The organism is Anaerolinea thermophila UNI-1 (genome assembly GCF_000199675.1).
Taxonomy (GTDB): Bacteria; Chloroflexota; Anaerolineae; order Anaerolineales; family Anaerolineaceae; genus Anaerolinea; species Anaerolinea thermophila.
Map to the genome: position 1 here is coordinate 1749133 of NC_014960.1, position 19130 is coordinate 1768262.

Below are 19130 nucleotides of genomic sequence, written 5' to 3' on the forward strand. Positions count from 1 at the left end.
TCCACATATCATATGGAGCACGAAAATCCACAGAACTCTTCACCCGAAAATACGCTACTCTCCACAAGTATTTTCCAATACCTGGAAAGTGTTTCTCTGTCCCGAAGCCCTCATACCTTCAGAACTTACAAAAATGCCCTGAATGCTTTTATCCAATGCCTCATTGAACATGATCTGGACCCGAACGCTACCCTCGTTAAGAATTTTGACGAGTCTCCCCTGACCTGGTTTTCCGTTTATCTAAAAAATCACAGTCCAGCAACCGAAACACTTTACCTTACAGCCGTAAAAAATTTCTATGAGTACCTGGCAGCAGAAAAATTAGCGGATATAAATCTGCCAAGGGTCAAGCTTCTGATCAGACAAAGAAGCCGAAAACCCGGACAAAGATTACCCCAATTTCCAAAGGACTACATTGAAATTCTTCTGGAAAAAATGCAATCTTTCATTCCAGATGCCACAATGGATGAAACGGAAAGAATCCGTTTTTTACGAGACCGGGCATTTCTTCTCACCTTAGCCGACACTGGCTTGCGCGTCCACGAAGCCTGTAACCTTCGCCGCGGAGACATGGATTGGAACGAGGGGAAAGCACTCATTATTGGCAAAGGGAATCGTGAAGCAATTGTGCGCTTTTCCACTCGTACCATTCATGCCCTGAAAGAGTACCTAACTCAAAGAGCGGCTCTGGACTCGAGCAGTGGGAAACCCTTATCCTCACTGCCTCTTTTTGCACGCCATGATAAAGGAAGTGGAAAGAAGATCAAACCTATCACGACGACAACTGGACGAAATATTGTCAAACAAAGGGTTAAAGAATTTCTTGATGAGGAAATCTCTTTGGAAATCACCCCGCATTCTTTCCGTCATTACTTTGTAACACGAGTACTTGTTTCATCCGGGAATTTAAAATTAGCCCAAGAACTTGCCCGGCACAGGAACATCGCTGTAACACAACGGTATGCACACCTGAGCAATGAAGAATTAGACCAAGGTTATTGGCAAGCCATTGAGAATAATTCATGAACTCGCATGATTATTGCATCGGCGCCATCATAGTCATTTTTGTATAATTGATAAAAATATGACGAGGGATAAGATCATGAAAAATTCCATTTGGGATATTCTTACAATGATTCTCCTTCTCGGTATCGTTATTGTCGCCGTTGGAGTATTGATGTTATTCCAGAATCCTTATCTTGTATTTAATCCATTTCCTCCTCCGCCCCCAGTTCCAACGATTTTTGTTCCCAGTTTTACCCCTACCCCCAAAAGTCTTCCTCCAACCTGGACTCCAACCGCATTTCCCACATTGATAAGTGAAGCGACCAAACGCCCTACGTCTACGCCTCTTCCAACCAATACACCTTTTGTGCTTCCCTCTCCCACCCCTATTCTTAAGACTGTTTATCCCACAAATGCACGCTTGCCTTTAGAGGGAAAATGTAAAGTGCTTGCTCAATCACCAGAAGACGGAAAAACCATTAAGGCAGGGGAGACATTTCGAGTATCGTGGACTCTCCAAAATACTAGCACAGAACCCTGGCGTTCTGATAGCATTGATGTCCGCTTTAAAGGGGGAGTGCCCATGCACACCAGCAAAGATGTCATTGATTTACCGAAATCGGTTGAACCAAATGGAACAATTGATATCACAATTACCATGACAGCGCCTGAAAAAGCAGGATACCAGATTACCTATTGGACCTTATCAGCAGGTTCCACAGTAAAATGTACATTTTATGTAGAAATCTTTGTTGAAAAATAAATTCTTTTTACGGACAATGATCGCCCCCAAAAACTGGGGCGATCATTTTTTTTGACAAATTTATGACATAAAAAACTTGAACCCTGATTATAAAGGATGCTATATTCAATAATGACCAGGAGAAAACTTTCAAATGAAGACAATAGGGTATATTCTAGCAAGCATTTTGATTTTCTTCGGTGTTCTCTTCATATGGGGGGCATTCGGTGCTCAAGGACAACCGGTATGGATTGTCATTGGTATCATCACGGTCGGGATTGGACTGCTCCTTGTTTACTTTGCCTCTAAAAAACCCAAAGTAGAAGCAGCTCCCAATATCACACTCAAAGTTGATCTTCCCGGAAATGTTAATCTTGACACTCTCAAATGTCGTTCATGCGGAGGAGTACTAAACGCAGAAAACATTAAGATGGTGAACGGCGCTCCAGTGGTTACCTGTCCATACTGTTCAACAGTATATCAACTCACTGAAGAACCCAAATGGTGATCTCAAGGGTGATAGAAAGATGAAAAAATTCTTGGTTCGATTCGTATCTTTGGCTCTCCTTTTATTTTTCTTTAACACAACTGGTTATGCACAATCGTTGCTCTTTGAAGTGGAAGAGGTCTCTGTTGACCTGTATGTCTCCCCAACCGGGATTGTTTCCCTTCATTACCTCTATGTATTTAAGAATTTACCCTCAGGTGCTCCAATCGATGCCATAGATATCGGCTTGCCCACCTCCGATTATGATTTGTCTTCGATTACTGCACAAATTAACGGAAACCCGATTTCGCGGATCGTAGAATCACCCTATATCTCTCCCGGAATTGCGCTGGAATTGAGCCCTGCCCAGGCTATTCCCCCAGGATCAAAAGGCACTGTAGAAGTTTGGATTCCCCAAATTCGCAAAATGCTTTACAAAACCAACCGCGTGGAGGGTGTAAACGAACCTTATGCCAGTTTTCAATTCTCTCCCAATTCTTTTGGAGAAGAATTTACCCGAGGAACCTCAAACATTACAGTCACTTTACACCTGCCACCTGGCTTAAAACCTGAAGAGCCAAGATGGTTTACCCCTAGAAATTGGCCAGGGAATACCGAGCCAGAGAGTGGGTATGACTCGTCAGGGAATGTTTTTTATCGCTGGAGATCAAATCAGGCTAACAGTTACACGCAATATATTTTTGGAGCGGCCTTCCCTGCACGGTTGGTGGATAACACAGCATTAGTTTCTGAACCTATTCTCAGTGAAGAGGCAAGCGGGGCAATCTGTTTTTCCATCATATTGGCTGTTTTTGTTGGCTTTTTTGTCCTTGTTATTTGGGGAATCTCCAATGCAGAGAAAAAACGTAAACTGCAATATCTTCCCCCAAAAATTTCTATTGAGGGAAATGGTATCAAGAGAGGACTTACAGCGGTTGAAGCAGCTATCTTGATGGAACAGCCGCTCGAAAAAGTTCTTACCATGATCTTGTTTTCAGTCGTCCGCAAAGGCGCAGCAGAAGTCATCTCAAGAGAACCTTTGAAAATTCGAGTACTTCCCCTTCCAGAAAACGTCGAACTTCGTGATTACGAAGTTGCATTTCTTGAAGCAATGAAACAGGAGAATGCAAAAAACCAGAGAAAAATGCTCCAGGACCTCATGGTGAACCTGGTCAAGGAAGTTAGCGAGAAAATGAGGGGGTTTAGCAGAAAAGAAACTGTTGAATATTACCAAGATATTACACGACGAGCCTGGGAACAGGTCGAAGCCGCAAACACGCCGGAAGTACAAAGCGACCTGTTTGAGAAAGCCATGTATTGGACAATGCTGGATAAAAGATTCGAAGACCGTTCTCAGGAAATCTTTACCAACCGTCCAGTAATTGTCCCCTCATGGTGGACAAGGTACGATCCAGGATTCGGAAAGCCAGGCTCATCTGTTGCTCCAAAACCTTCGCAGGTAGGACACGCGCCCGGAAGTTTATCTCTCCCCTCATTACCTGGTGCGGATTTTGCTGCTTCCATCGTTGGGGGTATTCAGTCTTTTGCATCTTCAGTGATTGGAGATGTAACTTCATTTACGTCCGGGATTACAGAAAAAACCAATCCTGTACCCAAATCCACAACTTCTTCCTCATGGGGGGGAAGAAGCGGCGGAGGGGGAAGTTCGTGCGCCTGCGCTTGTGCTTGTGCATGTGCTGGTTGTGCGTGTGCTTGTGCAGGAGGAGGAAGATAGCCTATGTCAGTCTTCTTTGATAAGTGGCTGTCTTCAATAACCAAGAAACGTTTGTCCCTTCCAAATCCGGGGATTTACCATTATGCAAGAAAAAACAACGGAACAAAAATGAGACTTCACTTGAGAATTCATCCCGATTGGAGTGGGGTCTTGGTCATCAACGCGAATAGAGTATTTCATCTCAATCCTAGCGCTACCCTCATGACCTATCTATGGCTTGAAAATGTTTCTTCCAAAGATGCGGTTAAGAATCTTGCAAGATGGTTTGCCACAAGTTCAGACACAATCGGGCAAGACTATGAAAAGATATCTGAACAAATTTGTGCACTTACACAATCTGAAAACGCCTGTCCAATTTGTGATCTTGAATTAGAGACAACCATACCGTTCAACGATACTCCTTTTGCTCCCTATCGAATGGATCTGGCACTTACATATCGCTGTAACAACCAGTGTTCTCATTGTTACAATGCCCGCTCAAGAAATTTTCCTGAATTGCCAACAGAAAAATGGAAAACAATTATTCAGAAACTCTGGGACATTGGGATCCCCCATCTGGTATTTACCGGGGGAGAGCCTACTCTTAGACATGACTTACCGGACTTAATTGAATTTGCTGAAAAAATCGGGATGATTACAGGCTTAAACACAAACGGAACATGCCTCTCTAATCGCGAATATTTGAAAAAATTGGTGAATGCAGGTCTGGACCATGTTCAAATCACCATTGAGTCACATTTAGAGAAAATTCATGATGAGATGGTAACCCATTCAGGAGCATGGTATCTAACAGTAGAAGGCATTCGTAATGCCCTTGAAACTTCATTGTATGTAATGACCAACACAACGCTTCTTAAGCAAAACACACCTTTTATTCTTGAAACCATACAGTTTTTACAGAAATTAGGCGTGCCTACCATAGGATTAAATGCTTTGATCTATTCAGGTCATGGCAAAACTGTTGGTACAGGATTGACTGAGCCAGAACTAACCACAGTTTTAGAAAGCGTCAATCAGCTTACCCGTCAAACGGGTCAAAAGCTCATCTGGTACACTCCTACACACTACTGTAATTTCAATCCGCTTGAAATGGGGCTTGGCGTCAAAGGATGTACAGCCGCGCGTTATGCCATGGCAATTGAACCAAACGGAGATGTGATTCCTTGCCAATCGTACTATTCCTCTCTGGGAAATCTGCTTTTCCAGTCCTGGGAAGAAATTTGGAATCATCCCCTTGCTGCATCCATTAGAAACAGATCGGCACTCCCAAATGAGTGTAAACAGTGTCAGATTCTGGACATTTGCGGGGGAGGGTGCCCATTAGCCAAAGAACATGACCCAAATTTCAAACCAATACCAGTATTAAGTGAAATCGAGCAAATTTCTGCCTCTGTGAGGGTTCAACATGGATATTTCTAGCCTATTCAGTCGCTTCTTCCCTGCCCATGGCCCAATCCCACCAGGGAATTATAGGGGAAACCTGTATACTCAGTCTTCTTTGCCAAACAAAGCACACCTCAGAGTAGAAAAAGATGGAAATGGAATTTTAATTCTCAACGGGAGTCTGGTTTTGCACTTAAATCAGACAGCAACAGAACTGGCATATTATCTCATTCAAAATATCCCTCTAGAGAAAATCTCGAAAAACATCCGCAAAAGATATGGGGTTTCCCAAGAACAATCTGTCGCAGATATTCAGAAATTCATCAGCCAAATAGACACTCTCCTGAACATACCAGACCTTGATCCCGTCGCCTATCTGGGCATTGAGAGAACCGAAGTAAACACGGGGGCTATTTCCGCTCCTTATCGTTTGGATTGCGCACTCACTTACCGTCATCCAGATAATTCCTTTCTCCGTTCTGCGCCTGTAGAAAGAGTAAAATCTGAACTCCGAACAGAGAAATGGGAAAGCATACTGAGAAAAGCATCGGATGCTGGAATACCACATGTCATATTTACCGGGGGTGAACCCACCTTGAGAGAAGATCTTTCTGCTCTCATTCATTTTTCAAGTCAATTGGGGATGATCACAGGTTTACTCACCACGGGTTGCACATTCAATGAATCAAATATCTCTCAGTTGATTAATGAATGTGGTCTGGACCACATTATGATTATTTTCTCTGAATCGGATCATGGAATATGGAACACCCTCAGATTGTTAATTGAGCAAGATATTTTCCTGACAGTTCACCTCACCATTACATCCAGAAATCGTCCTCAATATATTGAATGGATTGAGAATCTTCAAAATTTAGGGGTCAAAAATCTTTCTTTGTCTACCAACGCCTTCGAATTGAAAGATGAGGTTCTCTGGGCAAGAAACAAGATTTCAGAAATGGGATTTCGGCTGGTATGGGACATCCCCGTACCATATTCACACCTTCATCCTGTCTCTTTAGAGATTGCTCTGTCTGAAGAGAGTAATACTTTCACAAGATATCCATCCCTTTATGTGGAACCTGATGGGGATGTTCTACCAGCCCAAGGCGATTTTCAGATTCTAGGGAACCTGTTACACGACTCATGGGAATCTATCTGGAATGCCGCTTTAGAAAGAAGAAGGGTCACCCGTGGAGTTTCTTGACCGGCTTTATCAGCGCCAATCGGAATGGACACGTCCACTCAGAAATTTCTTTTTCCGTCAGCGTTTTTCTGCACCTTTTCGAGTGTTGGACGCTGGGAGTGGTACTGGGGTCTTGGGAAATGAGATTGCCCAAAAGTATCCCGCCGAGGTATATTCAATCGACTTAAACCGTGACGTTCTTGCTTATAGCCGGCGTCAACGCCCTGATATTTCCTTCCATGCACAAGCCGACATCTATCATCTACCATTCCCCCCACGTTTTTTTCATTGCGCAATCACACACTTTGTGTTTCTCTGGCTAAAACATCCCCAAAATGCTCTTAAGGAATTAATTCGAGTAACCATGCCCGGTGGGTGGATTGTCGCTTTCGCAGAACCTGATTACGAAGCAAGGATTGATTACCCCGGCGAAACTGCTAAATTAGGCCAAATCCAAAAACAATCTTTGATTAAAAGAGGCATTAACCCCACTATGGGGCGAGAATTGTTTGCTCTGTTCAACGAATGTGGATTACGTCATGTGACCTCAGGGCTATATAGTGGCGAGTGGAAATTTCCCTTAACACATTCTCAGTTTGTAAACGAATGGGAAACACTCGAAAATGACCTCTGGGGTTATCTCTCATTTGAAGAAATTCAATCCTATCGTGAGAAAGATTTTCAGAATTTTGTAAAAGGAAAGCGATTATCTTTTGTACCCACTTTTTACGCTTATGGCCAGGTCCAAGGCTAACTCTCCCTTTGCAAGTAAACCAAAGATATGATATCCTGCCTACAATGATACCGGTAAGTATATACATCCATATTCCCTTTTGTGTCCATCGCTGTGCTTATTGTGATTTCAACACATATGCTGGAATGGAAAAATGGATCCCTGCTTACACCGAAGCGTTATGTAGAGAAATTGCTGTTGTGAGTGAAGCGGCTCCCGAGGGGATCAGCGTTCAAACGATCTTTTTCGGAGGTGGAACTCCTTCTTACTTATCTGCCAGTTTACTCAACAAAGTTCTGCATACCGTAAGATCCCATTTTCAAGTCATGGAAAAAGCCGAAATTTCCCTAGAGGCTAATCCGGGGACTGTTGAACCGCACTTATTTGAAGAACTGCGAGAGGCAGGGTTTAACCGCTTGTCTATAGGAATGCAAAGCGCTATTCCCAAGGAATTGAAATTCCTTACCCGGATTCATACTGTGGAAGATGTACAAAATTCTGTTATCCAGGCGAGAAAGGCAGGATTTCAAAACATCAATCTCGACCTGATCTTTGGAATACCCGGGCAAACTATACAGACATGGAAGAACTCCCTTGAATTTGCCTTGTCTCTTCAACCAGAACACGTGTCGCTTTACTCATTAACAGTTGAAGAGGGAACCCCACTCAATCACTGGGTTGAAGAGGGGAAAATCTCCATGCCCTCTGATGATGATGCAGCAGAGTTATATGAATACTCAATGGATGCAATGGCTGAAGCAGGATATTTACAATACGAAATCTCAAACTGGGCAAAGCAAGATTTGAATGGAGACTGGCTAATGTGTCGTCACAATCTGCAATATTGGCGATATCTGCCATATCTTGGATTCGGTGCAGGCTCTCATGGGTTCTTTGAAAATACCAGAATCTCTAATGTGCTCGGAATACCTGAATATATAAACCGGATCAAGTCTCTTTCTTCTCATCAATTTCCTGCCAGCGCGGCCGTTGACCAAATTCTTATCCTGGACAGGCAAGAGCAAATGAAAGAATTTATGATGGTAGGATTACGTCTCACTCATGAAGGAGTGAGCCTGCTAGAGTTCTATCACCGCTTTGGTGTTTCGCTACTCGAAGTTTTTGGTAAGGAAATAGAATTTCTACTAGCACGCGGGCTCATAGAATGGTTCAATGAAAACAAAAGACTTCGTTTGACAAAAAGAGGAAAATTATTGGGTAATCAGGTTTTTCTCTACTTTGTCTAATGAACTACCACCAGAGTTCCGTAACCCTTTTGTTCCCATACCCCTGGTTCACATATTGGGGTCGTCCAGCGAAAAATCCACTTAGCAATATCTGTGGGAACATTGACACATCCTCTACTCATAGGAGTTCCCCAATTTCGATGCCAGAACGTCCCATGAATTGCCACACCAGTTTCCACAAAGAAACTTGTCCATGGTACCCCTACAAGTTCATATGCCTCAATATCCGCGGTCACCTGACCGTTTCCCATGTGTTTTGAGGGCATCTTAGAGAATATATGGAATTCTCCCGTGGGAGTTTCGGTAGGAATACTGGTAGGGTCTGGATTCCACCTTGACACCCCTGTAGATACTCGCGAGCGGAGTACTTCTTTCCCTCCTTCATAACAAATTAATTCCTGTCGTGCAATGGATACATCTATCGTCTTCTCCCAAGCCTTTACCTGGGGGGAAATCGGAGTAAATTCTTCATCAGGAATTAAGCGAAGATGCTCTGCGGGAACAAAATAATGGAATTCCAACAATTCATCATGAATACGATACCAGGGTCTTCCGTCCGGTCCTTGTTCGACACCTGTTACCCAATGGGTAGACTCAAAATATAATCGGTAAACCGGTTCCCACTTTTTCTGCCATGGTAAATACCGCATAGATTGAGTAAAAGGTACCGTTACTTCTGCTAGACGTCCACCTTTAGGAATATCCTGGATTACCGGATTGGTTTGAAATTTGACTTTTTGGAGTCGGGCACTGTGCACATACCCTCTCCACACCCGGTACCAAATAGGGTTGTAACCTGGTCCGTAAGGCGATATAACTTCCTCGTAAACATTGATCAATTCATCCCGGTACCGCTGGTAAAGGATGGGGCTTTTGTCATTTGGTTCTTTATAAACAGAAACCGAATATGTGGCTACACGAAAAATATCACCACCTGCCCCAAGGCTAGAATCAACCAGAAAAGGACGAAATGCAAGAGAGCCCAACCCCAGTCCAATAAGCTTGAGAAAATCTCGACGACTAACCTCATTCTTTTTCATAGTAGAAATATATTACCCAAAAAAGGGAGAAAACTCAATAATGAAAGGCATCAAAAGCAGAACAATCTGAAGTTTTCCATGTAACCTCAGATTGTTCTGCTCTCCTCACTTATGGTCGGGGCGAAAGGATTTGAACCTTCGACCTCTTGCACCCCATGCAAGCGCGCTAGCCGGGCTGCGCCACGCCCCGATTGCAGTGGTAATTATACCTCAATTTTTGTATTTGGCAATGTTTTTTAAGATTGTTCAATCCTTTCTTCTAAAAGAATAAGAAATTGCCACAGTAATTGTGGTCAGCATGGCTAAATCTTCCATCGTGAAGTGGTAGGGCGAAGGTCGGCTAAGGGTAAGAACACCCGCTACGCGATCCTGCACCATTAATGGGACACAAATAGCGGAACGGGCAACATCTGTTTGAACTTTTTGAGGCTCAGACTGCATCCACCGAGGGTCTCTCATTGTGTTTTCCACTAATGCGGGTTGGCGATTTTCAATAACCCAATTGGCTAACCCCTCTTGAGTTGCCCGGCTCAGTGTATTTGACGGCTTTCGCAGAACTTCACCCGCATAAGTAATCGCCCCTTCAATGACTTCGCCATTCTCATCAAGCACTACGATCGAGCCACTGGTTGCTCCAACGGATTGCACCGTAAAATCCAAAATTTTCGGTAAAAATTCGTGAAGGTCCAGTTTTTCAGAAAACTCTCTGGTAATTGCCTCAAGCAATTCAGATTTATCCGATTGGAGTTGTTCATCGCTTGCCACCGGAAAACCAAACAATTGCTCTGCTTTATCCAGAGGTCCGGGGGAAAGAACTTCTCCAGCATGAACAGGAACTTCCATTTCCTTGATCGCACTACAAATCATGTGTTCAAGCATAAGGTGAACATCTTCTACCTGTTCAATTCTCATGCTTGGTACATGAATTACAACCTGGGCAAGATGAATAAGTTTTCCCCCCGTCATTCCCGTAAAACCAACCGTAATAGCGCGTCTTTGATTAGCCAATTCAACTGCCTTGAGGACATTTGGAGAATTTCCACTCGCCGATATAGCAATAACCAGATCCCCTGCCTCTACCCAATTCTCCAATTGATTTGCAAATACAGTCTCATATCCTTCGTCGTTGGCATAGGCAGTCATGATTGCCATATTGTCGGTTAAACCAAAAACACGAAAGTGCGGGAAACCTCTTTTTCTGGTGTTTTTTGCCAGATCACATACCATGTGAGACGCTGTCGAAGCACTTCCACCATTTCCAAGAATAAAAACTTGCTTTTCGTTCATTCGTGCATTTTGCAGTAATCGAATGACTTCTTCCACCTTTTCCAAAGGAATTTTTTCAAGAACTCTCTTAAGATCTTGCATGTACTCATCTAAATGTCCCATGACGACCTCCAAGATTTATTGTCAACACACTTAAGAGCCTTTCACTTGCCAGCGCAGAGTTTGAATCCCTACATCCAGAGCAATCTTGAACGTATGTACATCCGACAACAACATTTTCAAATAAGTAAGCATAGGACCTGGGCGAAATGCCCATTCCCGAAATGCTCTCCTCTGCCAATACATCAAACGTTCGGCCGGTAAATGCGGATAATCCAGCACCGTTTCCTTATCCATATCTACCTGTTCCCAACGGGTACCTTTGCGGAACCAGCCTTCACGGACAACCTCAAAGAAAAAGGGCGTTCCGGGATATGGAGCAGCGATGTGGAAAAGTGCCAAATCTAAGGGAAGGCTCTTCGCAAAGTCAATGGTCTGTCGAATAGTCTCCTCGGTTTCACCGGGCAGACCGATAATAAAATACCCCCAATTCCGAATCCCTGCCTTCTTTGCAAGGGTCAGGGAATGAATGGCTCTCTCAGGATAGGCACCCTTTCTGGCATGACGCAAAATTTGTTCATTGCCACTTTCAATACCCCAAGAAATAAACCAGCATCCTGCTTTAGCCATCAAGTTGAGCATTTCCTCATCAACATAATCCACCCGGCTATTACAGGTCCATTTGATCTTTAAACCTTGATCTATGATCAAACGGCATAAATCAACTACCTGATCTCTGCTTACGGTAAAAAGATCTGCATACATATGAATGTTATTGATCCCCAATTTCTTCAATACCCAAAGTTCTTCAACGATTTTTTCAGGGGAACGTAATCTCACCGTATACTGATAAGAGACATGCTTAATGCAATACGTGCATCCAGCCGTACAACCCCGACTGGTCACAATAAACGTAAAGGGGCCCTTCATCATGGGCATTCGGTAACTCTGCAAAGGCAAAAGTTCATGAGCAGGGATAGGCAAATCATCCAAATCAGCAATGAAAGGTCTGGGAGGATTCTTGATAATCTCTTCCCCTTTCCTCCACACAATTCCTCGAATCCCAGCCAGATTCAACTTTCCATCCTCAATTGCAGGTTTATATCCCATCTCCTTATCAAACATGACCTGAATTTCTGGAGGGCGAAGATGGATTTTGTTTTCCAGGTGATCCAGCAAGTCCCTTATCGTCAGGTCAGGTTCACCATATAACACAAAATCTAACGAAACAAATCCCTTCATCGTTTCCACGGGAATAGGTGTTACATGAGTACCAAAAGCCATCGTCTTTGCGCCCCGGTTCTTTGCCAAAAACACTCCGTACATGTCATTCTCCAGGGTAGGCGCAGTGACCTGGGTCAGGTAATATTTAGGTTGATATCGGTCAAGTAAAGCCCGGAACTCGTTCCAACCAATGCGCGAGCCGATACAATCTATCACCTTTACCGTATAAGCATCACGTAAAATAGCAGCCATCTGAGCAAGAGAAACTTGTGGCCAAACCATATTTTCTCTGGAACGCCTCCCAACCCGATGCTGCGAACGAATCCAGATGCCTCCGTCAGGAGATGGAGGGTTTACCAGTAAAATATCTACAGCATCAGCTGATCTCTCCCGACTGAGAATCGCTTCTCGTACCACTTCATCTGCATTGGGAAAATTGGCTTCGCGGAGTTTGGCAATACGCGCAGTTCCCAGGTTTTTAAATTCACGAGGTTGTTGATCCATCTTTTCCTCCTGTAAAATTACTCTTCACTAAACAAACCATTAAGATCTTTATTGGTTAGCAATTCGCGCTGACTCAATTCCCCTAATACACGAATCAATATCCAGTAGATAACCAGTTGTACCCCTACAAGAGTTAACAACGCCCCACCAAGCAGGTACAGCCATAATCGGGTAATCTCCCAGCCTGATAACCCTAAAACCAAACTGACAATCCCAATAGCCAATCCGGCAACTACTGAAAGCAACCCCATCCAGCCAAATTCCTGCTCAAGGGGGGTCTTAAAAACGGGTTTTCCAAACAATCCTTGTCGAATAGGGGCTTTATAAAATAACGAGACGATGTTGCTCTGTTGCAATCATGGTTGAAATGTGGTAAACATACGGTATGACCACACGAGAAAGCAGATACGTCCGAGTGGCGAGGATCGCCTACCGGCTTGCCAAACAAGCATTACCGATGTATTCACATGCCAAGAGTCCCCATCACTTCACGTTGCCGCAGTTGGGGGCCTGTGTTTTGTTGATGTTCTACCTGAATCTCAGCTATCGCGACATGGAAGAATGGCTGCTGGCAAGCGATGCGGTTGGTAAGGAGCTGGAATTACCGCGTGTTCCCGATCATACGACCCTGCAACGTACCTACGCCAAGATACGCAAAGCGGATTGGATGCGCATGAACGAGACCTTGCTCGAGGAAATCGGACGGCCTGAAGAAGAAGGGGTGGCTGCCGATAGTACCGGCTTCTCACCCGGCCCGGCCAGTTCTTACTACCAAAGCCGTTCGGGAAAAGCCTATCGCCACTGGGCGAAGGGCGTTTATGCCGTTGGAATTGTCTCGCAATTCATCCTTGCGATGCAATCCGGCTGGGGTCCAGGTAGCGATGCCCCTTATCTGGGCTATCTGCGCCGCAAAGCCAGGCGGTTTGCCAAACGTCGGGCTTGGGTCTTGCTGGCCGATTCAGGGTTCGATGGTCGGACTGTCCGGCCTCAAGACTTGATTCCACCCGTTCGGCGAGGTGGAAATTTGCTGGCCCCTGAACGACGAGCAAGAAGCGAGCTTGTCTCTGCGGCTCGCCTGGATGGTCTCTATGGTCAACGCTGGAAGACCGAAACCGTGAATTCGGTCATCAAGCGCAAATTCGGGCAAGCCATCCGCTCGCGGAAACGCAGCCTGCAAAACCGAGAACCGATTATCAAAGGACTGGTCTACAACATACACCGCTAGGTGTATCTCTTCCTAACCTATCTTTGCAACAGAGCAAGACGATGTAATTAAAAGTGGCACCCAAAGCAAAAAGGCTTACACCGGTTACCCCTAATACCAGCGCGGAAAACACTGCGACCACCCCCCATGGTCCCAACGTGGTAATTCCCATCAAACGAGCAATCACCAGTCCCAAACCAATTAAAACTGCTGGGACGACTCCCGCCAACCCCAATATTCCAAGCACGCGAACGGGGTTATACCCCAAAACCGTCCAAACCATGGATTGAAAGAATCTTGTTCCATCCCTGATCACGCTAAGTTTTGAGCGTCCAACCCTTTCACTGTAAGGGATAGCCACCTCCGCCATCTTAATCCCCTCATGGACGGCGCGTGTACTCATAACAGGGGTAAGATTCAGTCCATCCGGTAATGGTGAAATCTGTCTTAAGATTTCTTTTCGAAAGACCCTCATCCCAGAGGCACTATCGGTAATCTTTTGCCACCCCAGGATATTCAACAGAGTGGCAAAAATTACATTTCCAATCCGACGAGTTAAGGGCATTCTACTTTCTGCTCCCGCCATGCGAGAACCAATCACCAAGTCTATGCCATTCAATGCCACCTGGCAAAGTTGAGGGAAATACTCTGGTGGATAAGTCCCGTCTGCATCCAGAAAACCGATTAATTCGCCCTGAGCCGCTGAAAATCCCGTTTTCAATGCGGCACCATAGCCCCTGTTTTTAGGATGAGAAATTACACGGACACAATCATATTGAGCAGCAACTTTTCCAGCCTCCTCAGCAGTGCGATCCCGACTTCCATCATTGACCACAAGTAGTTCCAGATCTTCAATTCCTACTGCTCTCAAGTTCTCGCGCGTCTTCAACACACGAAGCATGATTTCTGCAATTCCGTTTTCCTCATTGTAAGCAGGTATTACAATCGATAACATCGGCATAATGTTCTCCTCTTTGCTAAAAGTAAACTTTTCGACCATTTACTGGAAAGTTTTCTTCCGTAATTTCCCGAATGATCTTTGCGGGCACACCACCTACAAGAGTATGCGCAGGCACATCATGGGTAACCACAGAGCCAGCAGCCACTACAGATCCTTTACCAATCTTCACCCCATCTGTAATAATACATCCTGCTCCAAGCCATACATCATCCTCAATGATTATTCCCTCCGCTGTGATTCCCTGATAGATAAATGGCTCTTCTGGATTTCGAAAAACATGATTAACGGCCAAAATCTGAGTAAAGGGCGAAGTATATACTCGATCGCCGAGCCACACTCCACCCTGTCCTCGAATCACGGAATATTCTCCTATCAAACAATCCTTGCCTATACGAATTCCAGCATGTGGTAAGTTTCTAAAGTTATACACGTGCAGAACAGCACCGTGCATCACAATTGAGTTTTCTCCAATTTCAATGCCGTTTGGACAAGCATGAAGATACACCCCTTGATCCAGATACACCCCATGATGCAGTTTGATTCGATTGGCAAATCTAAGTCTCACATGGTTTTCAATAGCCGCCCATCCTTTGATAGACAGGATGATACGGTACATAATCGCTCTAATCCCAATTCCAATAATTGTGGGTATCCAACCAAACATGGCATACATCAACTGCTCAAGAAGGTATCTTGGCAACGTGTCGGCTTGACGTTGTAAATACAATCTGACACCATGGCTGCCATGTGTTAAAGGTTCTGGTTTCTCGGCAGTCAGAACACGCTGGTCTGTTACCATAATTTCTTGAAGATCTCCTCAAAATATTAAGAAAGCGAAACCGACCTTTTTGTGGTCGGTTTCGCTACTGGCTCATCAGAACACTTCCCAAATTCTTGGGAAAGCGACCAACTATCCCGTTCTGAGTCAACGCCTCCACAAAATAAACGATACTCTATTTTAAAAAATGTGGATTTTTAACTCCTTAAAAATGTTAATCTAATAAGTCATGAATTGTCAATTGTTTTGGGACCTTCGTAACTGAATTGCAATTCACCCAACGACTCACAGGATTTCGCTCTGTTTTGTGTATTCTACAGTGTTCCTCAACCCCTCTTCCAGAGAGATTGTAGGTACCCAACCCAGTTCTTCTTTTGCCCTTTGAGCATTGAGATAAATTTTGAAAGTCTCACCAAGCTTTGCCGGGGCATAATTTGGCATGCCCGAGTACCCGGTAATTGCTTTCAAACGTTGAAAGAGTTCATTCACCGTGGTGCCTTTTCCGCTTCCGAGGTTGTATACTCGCCCACTACCGCTTTCTAAAGCAAGCAAATTTGCCCTTGCGCAATCATACACATGGACATAATCTCTTACCTGGTCGCCTGTGCCGTAAATGGTTACAGGCTCCCCACGCAACATCTGCCCGGTGAAAATAGCAATGACCCCTGCTTCTCCCAAAGGGTCTTGCCGTGGGCCATAAACATTTGGATAGCGAAAAACTGTGTAATCGATTCCATAATTTTGCTGATAGATATACAAATACAACTCAAAAGCATATTTGGTCAAGCCATACGGACATAGCGGACGGACGGGGTGTTCTTCGTCACAAGGAAGATAAACCGGTTCACCATACACCGCCCCTCCACTGGAAATATAGATAATCTTTCGAACCCCATATTCTCGACAGAGTTCCAATAAATGCACAGACCCTCGAACGTTTACATCCGCATCGTAAAGTGGATCAGCAACGGAACGTCTGACGTTCATCTGTGCCGCATGATGGTCTACAACTTCAGGCTTCTCAATTTCAAACACTTTACGAAGTTCAGGATCACGAATATCTACCCGATAGAACCGAGCCTTCGGATTAAGGTTCTTTTCCCGTCCTGTCGAAAGATTATCCACCACAACGACATCGTGTCCAGCCTCGATAAACTGGTCAACCACATGTGACCCAATAAATCCCGCCCCTCCGGTGACAAGAATTTTCATAACGGACCCTTTCTTTACTGGCAATCTAACAATGTGGGTTCAAGTGACCTGGTTAAGCCCTCTTCAAAAGCCCTATCCGCGGGTAAATCGTTCCTTTTTGCTGTTTGACGGGCTAGGAAATCACACCGCTCATTTTCCCGAATACCCTGATGTCCCATGACCCATTCTAATGAAACTCTATGAGTCTCACAATTTTTTATAAACCTCGTCCATAAATCGACGTTTTCTACAGGCTCTTTTTTATTCCGTTTCCACCCTTTCTCACGCCAGCGAAACACCAACCCGGAAGAAAAATTCTCAACCAGGTAGTTTGAATCCGAGTATAAAATAACCTCACAGGGCTCCTTGAGGGCTTCTAATGCTGCTATGGCAGCCATCAGTTCCATCCGATTATTCGTGGTATAGCGGAAACCTCCGGTTATTTCCTTTTTGTTTTTCCCATAGATTAAAATCGCCGCATACCCTCCCGGGCCCGGGTTTCCTATACACGCCCCATCCGTAAAAATAATCACTTTCTTCATCACAGTAGGTTTCAAATTGAAGTCTTATTATTTCAACCATTATAATCCAATTTATAAACCATTCTAATCTGTTTGTTTTTCTTTTGGCAGTGTGGAAAACGCTCCGGGCGAGGTTGAAGATTGAATACCCGATAGACCTTCCGCCAGAATTTCGTTCCTCACCCAAAGAATGACCTCTTGTTTTTGAATCACCACATTCGGAAGATTTCTAGAAAAAATCCACTCTAACCATTCGGACGGAGTGAGAAAAGCCCAATTCACAATTTGCCCAGCCTGAAAAACGCGCCCTCGATACCCAACAGTACTATCCATTGTCACCATGCTGGAAGTAACCAAAATGTCTGGCTGTGATCCATTGGAAAGCCCTGTTCCCAAAGGCACGGTCGAATAGTTACGAAAGACCCATTTCCAGACATACCCTTCAGCAGGTATAGCAACTGTGAGGGGGGTTGACCGCACTTTTCGCCATTCATCCACTTCCTTAACAAAAGAGAGCATGGTCCGCTCCCCTTGAATTGCGCCTGGAACTTTCCAAACCTCTTTACCACTCTCAACAGACGTAATACGAAAGAGAGAAAAGGTACTGAGCAATATCAGGAAAATCCCCAAAGCCCAATAAATCCCATGAAGAGCAGTAGACAAAGAACTATCCCACATGACAATCAACGTCAGAATCATTGCCACCAGGAGAGGAATTAGAATGGACAAAACCTTCAAAAATAGATTTTCACCCCCAAAACCACGAAAGATAATTTGAGAAAGGTAAGCAAAGATTCCCAAAAGGGCAATCCCCAAAACCAAAGATAAACGTCTCTCTCTCAAACTATGCTGGATCATTTCGTGCAATTGAATCCCCGCAAGGTAGGTGAGAGGGGCAATGACAAAAATCAGATCAAGTACTTGCTTTCCAGGAAATACCAGTACCCAGAGGAGGGTAAGTCCTGCCCCGGTCAGCATAACTCTTGCCGTTGTATTTTGTTTGAAAAAACGAATTCCTCCAAGGATTGCCATAAACAGCAAGGCTGATTCGTATCCAATTATGCCAAACAAAAAGAGAGAATATCCCGTCTCTGAGGAAGACCGCCATGCTTTCAGATACTGTGGTAAGAAATTTACCCATCCTCCAAGATTTTGGGGCAAAAACATGAAACAAGAAATTAACAAAAATACAACAAGGAAGACAATCCATATCCAAGGCTTAAGAAAATCCTTCATTCGAATTGGGGTAAAGTCCATGCCCCAAAAATACGTTGCAACGAAACCTGTAAGAAGAACAGGGATCAGGATATGAAAAAAGAACGGAGTTGAAAAAATGGAAAATAAACCAAAAAGCAATCCAAGAAAGTATTTTTTATTCCACAGGAAAACAAGCGAAAAAAGTAAAGTGGTCAAAAGTAAAATTTGAGTATTCACCTGACGAGACGTCGCAACAAGCCCAGGGTCAATCGCCAACCACAAGGCTATCCATAATGCAGAACCATCTTTTTGCTCTTTTTGGAAGAAAAGTGGCAAAAAAATGAGCGCACTCCCCATCAATGCTGGAAGCAAACGCGCAAGGAAATTCGTAGCACCAAAGAGCCAGAAAAGAAAAGAAGTAATACTCATGTATAAAGGAGAAACGAAAGACTCGTCTGCAGGATTGAGAACATGATAAGCCTGTTGTGCCTCGCTCTCCCCTAAGGGTGCCGCCCCCAAATTGAAAAATCGCAGTACAAGCCCCAATATGACAATCCCGGCGAATACCCAGGAGCGCTGAATTACAGTTTGACTTTCGCTATTTTCGGAAAATGAAATGCTGCTCATAGTTCCACACTTCATCCTTTGGTTATGAAGGCAAAGAAG

At 44.3% G+C, this 19130-nt stretch carries 18 protein-coding genes, 1 tRNA gene and 1 riboswitch; of the genes, 9 read left to right on the top strand and 10 right to left on the bottom strand.

The annotated features are described in order from the left end of the window. Positions 1–12 precede the first annotated feature (12 nt). The 8 genes from ANT_RS07845 to hemW all read left to right on the top strand — a co-directional run bounded on the left by ANT_RS07845 (position 13) and on the right by hemW (position 8518). Positions 13–1026 (top strand): tyrosine-type recombinase/integrase, encoded by a 1014-nt coding sequence (locus ANT_RS07845; RefSeq protein ID WP_013559977.1) that lies wholly within the window; start codon positions 13–15, stop codon positions 1024–1026. A gap of 76 nt (positions 1027–1102) precedes the next feature. Continuing rightward, entirely contained in the window at positions 1103–1768 is a 666-nt protein-coding gene (locus tag ANT_RS17025; protein WP_172634594.1) for an NBR1-Ig-like domain-containing protein, read from the top strand. 133 nt (positions 1769–1901) lie between these two features. Beyond that, positions 1902–2255: a hypothetical protein gene (locus ANT_RS07855; RefSeq protein WP_013559979.1), complete on the top strand. Its 354-nt coding sequence runs from the start codon at positions 1902–1904 to the stop codon at positions 2253–2255. Positions 2256–2274: 19 nt separating this feature from the next. Beyond that, entirely contained in the window at positions 2275–3969 is a 1695-nt protein-coding gene (locus ANT_RS07860; RefSeq protein WP_013559980.1) for a DUF2207 domain-containing protein, read from the top strand. A gap of 3 nt (positions 3970–3972) precedes the next feature. After that, positions 3973–5388, top strand: coding sequence for a radical SAM/SPASM domain-containing protein (locus tag ANT_RS07865; protein ID WP_013559981.1), 1416 nt, complete (start codon positions 3973–3975; stop codon positions 5386–5388). Next, positions 5375–6559, top strand: a complete 1185-nt coding sequence (locus ANT_RS07870; protein ID WP_013559982.1) for a radical SAM protein — start codon at positions 5375–5377, stop codon at positions 6557–6559. The genes ANT_RS07865 and ANT_RS07870 overlap by 14 nt, the downstream gene beginning before the upstream one ends. Further along, positions 6546–7292, top strand: a complete 747-nt coding sequence (locus ANT_RS17030) for a methyltransferase domain-containing protein (RefSeq protein ID WP_013559983.1) — start codon at positions 6546–6548, stop codon at positions 7290–7292. The genes ANT_RS07870 and ANT_RS17030 overlap by 14 nt, the downstream gene beginning before the upstream one ends. A gap of 44 nt (positions 7293–7336) precedes the next feature. Beyond that, positions 7337–8518 (top strand): radical SAM family heme chaperone HemW, encoded by a 1182-nt coding sequence (gene hemW / locus ANT_RS07880; protein WP_041454836.1) that lies wholly within the window; start codon positions 7337–7339, stop codon positions 8516–8518. Here the strand turns inward: hemW and ANT_RS17035 are convergent. The 5 genes from ANT_RS17035 to ANT_RS07905 form a co-directional block, all read right to left on the bottom strand. Beyond that, a complete protein-coding gene (locus ANT_RS17035; RefSeq protein WP_013559985.1) occupies positions 8515–9558 on the bottom strand; it encodes a L,D-transpeptidase in 1044 nt (347 codons plus the stop codon). The two genes, hemW and ANT_RS17035, sit on opposite strands and share 4 nt — an antisense overlap. 112 nt (positions 9559–9670) lie before the next feature. Next, positions 9671–9748: transfer RNA gene (locus ANT_RS07890), tRNA-Pro, on the bottom strand. A 56-nt stretch (positions 9749–9804) separates the two neighbouring features. Next, positions 9805–10947, bottom strand: a complete 1143-nt coding sequence (locus tag ANT_RS16275) for a GAF domain-containing protein (protein ID WP_049784854.1) — start codon at positions 10945–10947, stop codon at positions 9805–9807. A 30-nt stretch (positions 10948–10977) separates the two neighbouring features. After that, positions 10978–12612, bottom strand: coding sequence for a B12-binding domain-containing radical SAM protein (locus tag ANT_RS07900; protein ID WP_013559987.1), 1635 nt, complete (start codon positions 12610–12612; stop codon positions 10978–10980). 17 nt (positions 12613–12629) lie between these two features. Further along, positions 12630–12968, bottom strand: coding sequence for a hypothetical protein (locus ANT_RS07905; protein ID WP_155818065.1), 339 nt, complete (start codon positions 12966–12968; stop codon positions 12630–12632). A 59-nt stretch (positions 12969–13027) separates the two neighbouring features. On the opposite strand from ANT_RS07905, the gene ANT_RS07910 reads away from it, so the two are divergent. After that, positions 13028–13837 carry a transposase gene (locus ANT_RS07910; protein ID WP_172634560.1) on the top strand — a complete coding sequence of 270 codons (810 nt, stop codon included), beginning with the start codon at positions 13028–13030 and terminating at the stop codon, positions 13835–13837. Here the strand turns inward: ANT_RS07910 and ANT_RS07915 are convergent. The 5 genes from ANT_RS07915 to ANT_RS07935 form a co-directional block, all read right to left on the bottom strand. Beyond that, positions 13806–14816 carry a glycosyltransferase family 2 protein gene (locus tag ANT_RS07915; RefSeq protein ID WP_049784855.1) on the bottom strand — a complete coding sequence of 337 codons (1011 nt, stop codon included), beginning with the start codon at positions 14814–14816 and terminating at the stop codon, positions 13806–13808. The genes ANT_RS07910 and ANT_RS07915 overlap by 32 nt on opposite strands. After that, the gene (locus tag ANT_RS07920; RefSeq protein WP_013559988.1) at positions 14794–15576 is read right to left on the bottom strand and encodes an acyltransferase; all 783 of its coding nucleotides are present in this window, start codon (positions 15574–15576) and stop codon (positions 14794–14796) included. Before ANT_RS07920 ends, ANT_RS07915 begins: the two co-directional genes overlap by 23 nt. Before the next feature lie 44 nt (positions 15577–15620). Continuing rightward, positions 15621–15722, bottom strand: a riboswitch (cyclic di-GMP riboswitch). 118 nt (positions 15723–15840) lie between these two features. Further along, positions 15841–16767, bottom strand: a complete 927-nt coding sequence (locus ANT_RS07925) for an NAD-dependent epimerase/dehydratase family protein (RefSeq protein WP_013559989.1) — start codon at positions 16765–16767, stop codon at positions 15841–15843. Positions 16768–16781: 14 nt separating this feature from the next. Then, entirely contained in the window at positions 16782–17288 is a 507-nt protein-coding gene (rnhA, locus tag ANT_RS07930) for a ribonuclease HI (RefSeq protein ID WP_049784856.1), read from the bottom strand. A 63-nt stretch (positions 17289–17351) separates the two neighbouring features. Continuing rightward, complete coding sequence (locus ANT_RS07935) at positions 17352–19091, bottom strand: hypothetical protein (RefSeq protein WP_041454839.1); 1740 nt, start codon at positions 19089–19091, stop codon at positions 17352–17354. Positions 19092–19130: the final 39 nt, after the last annotated feature.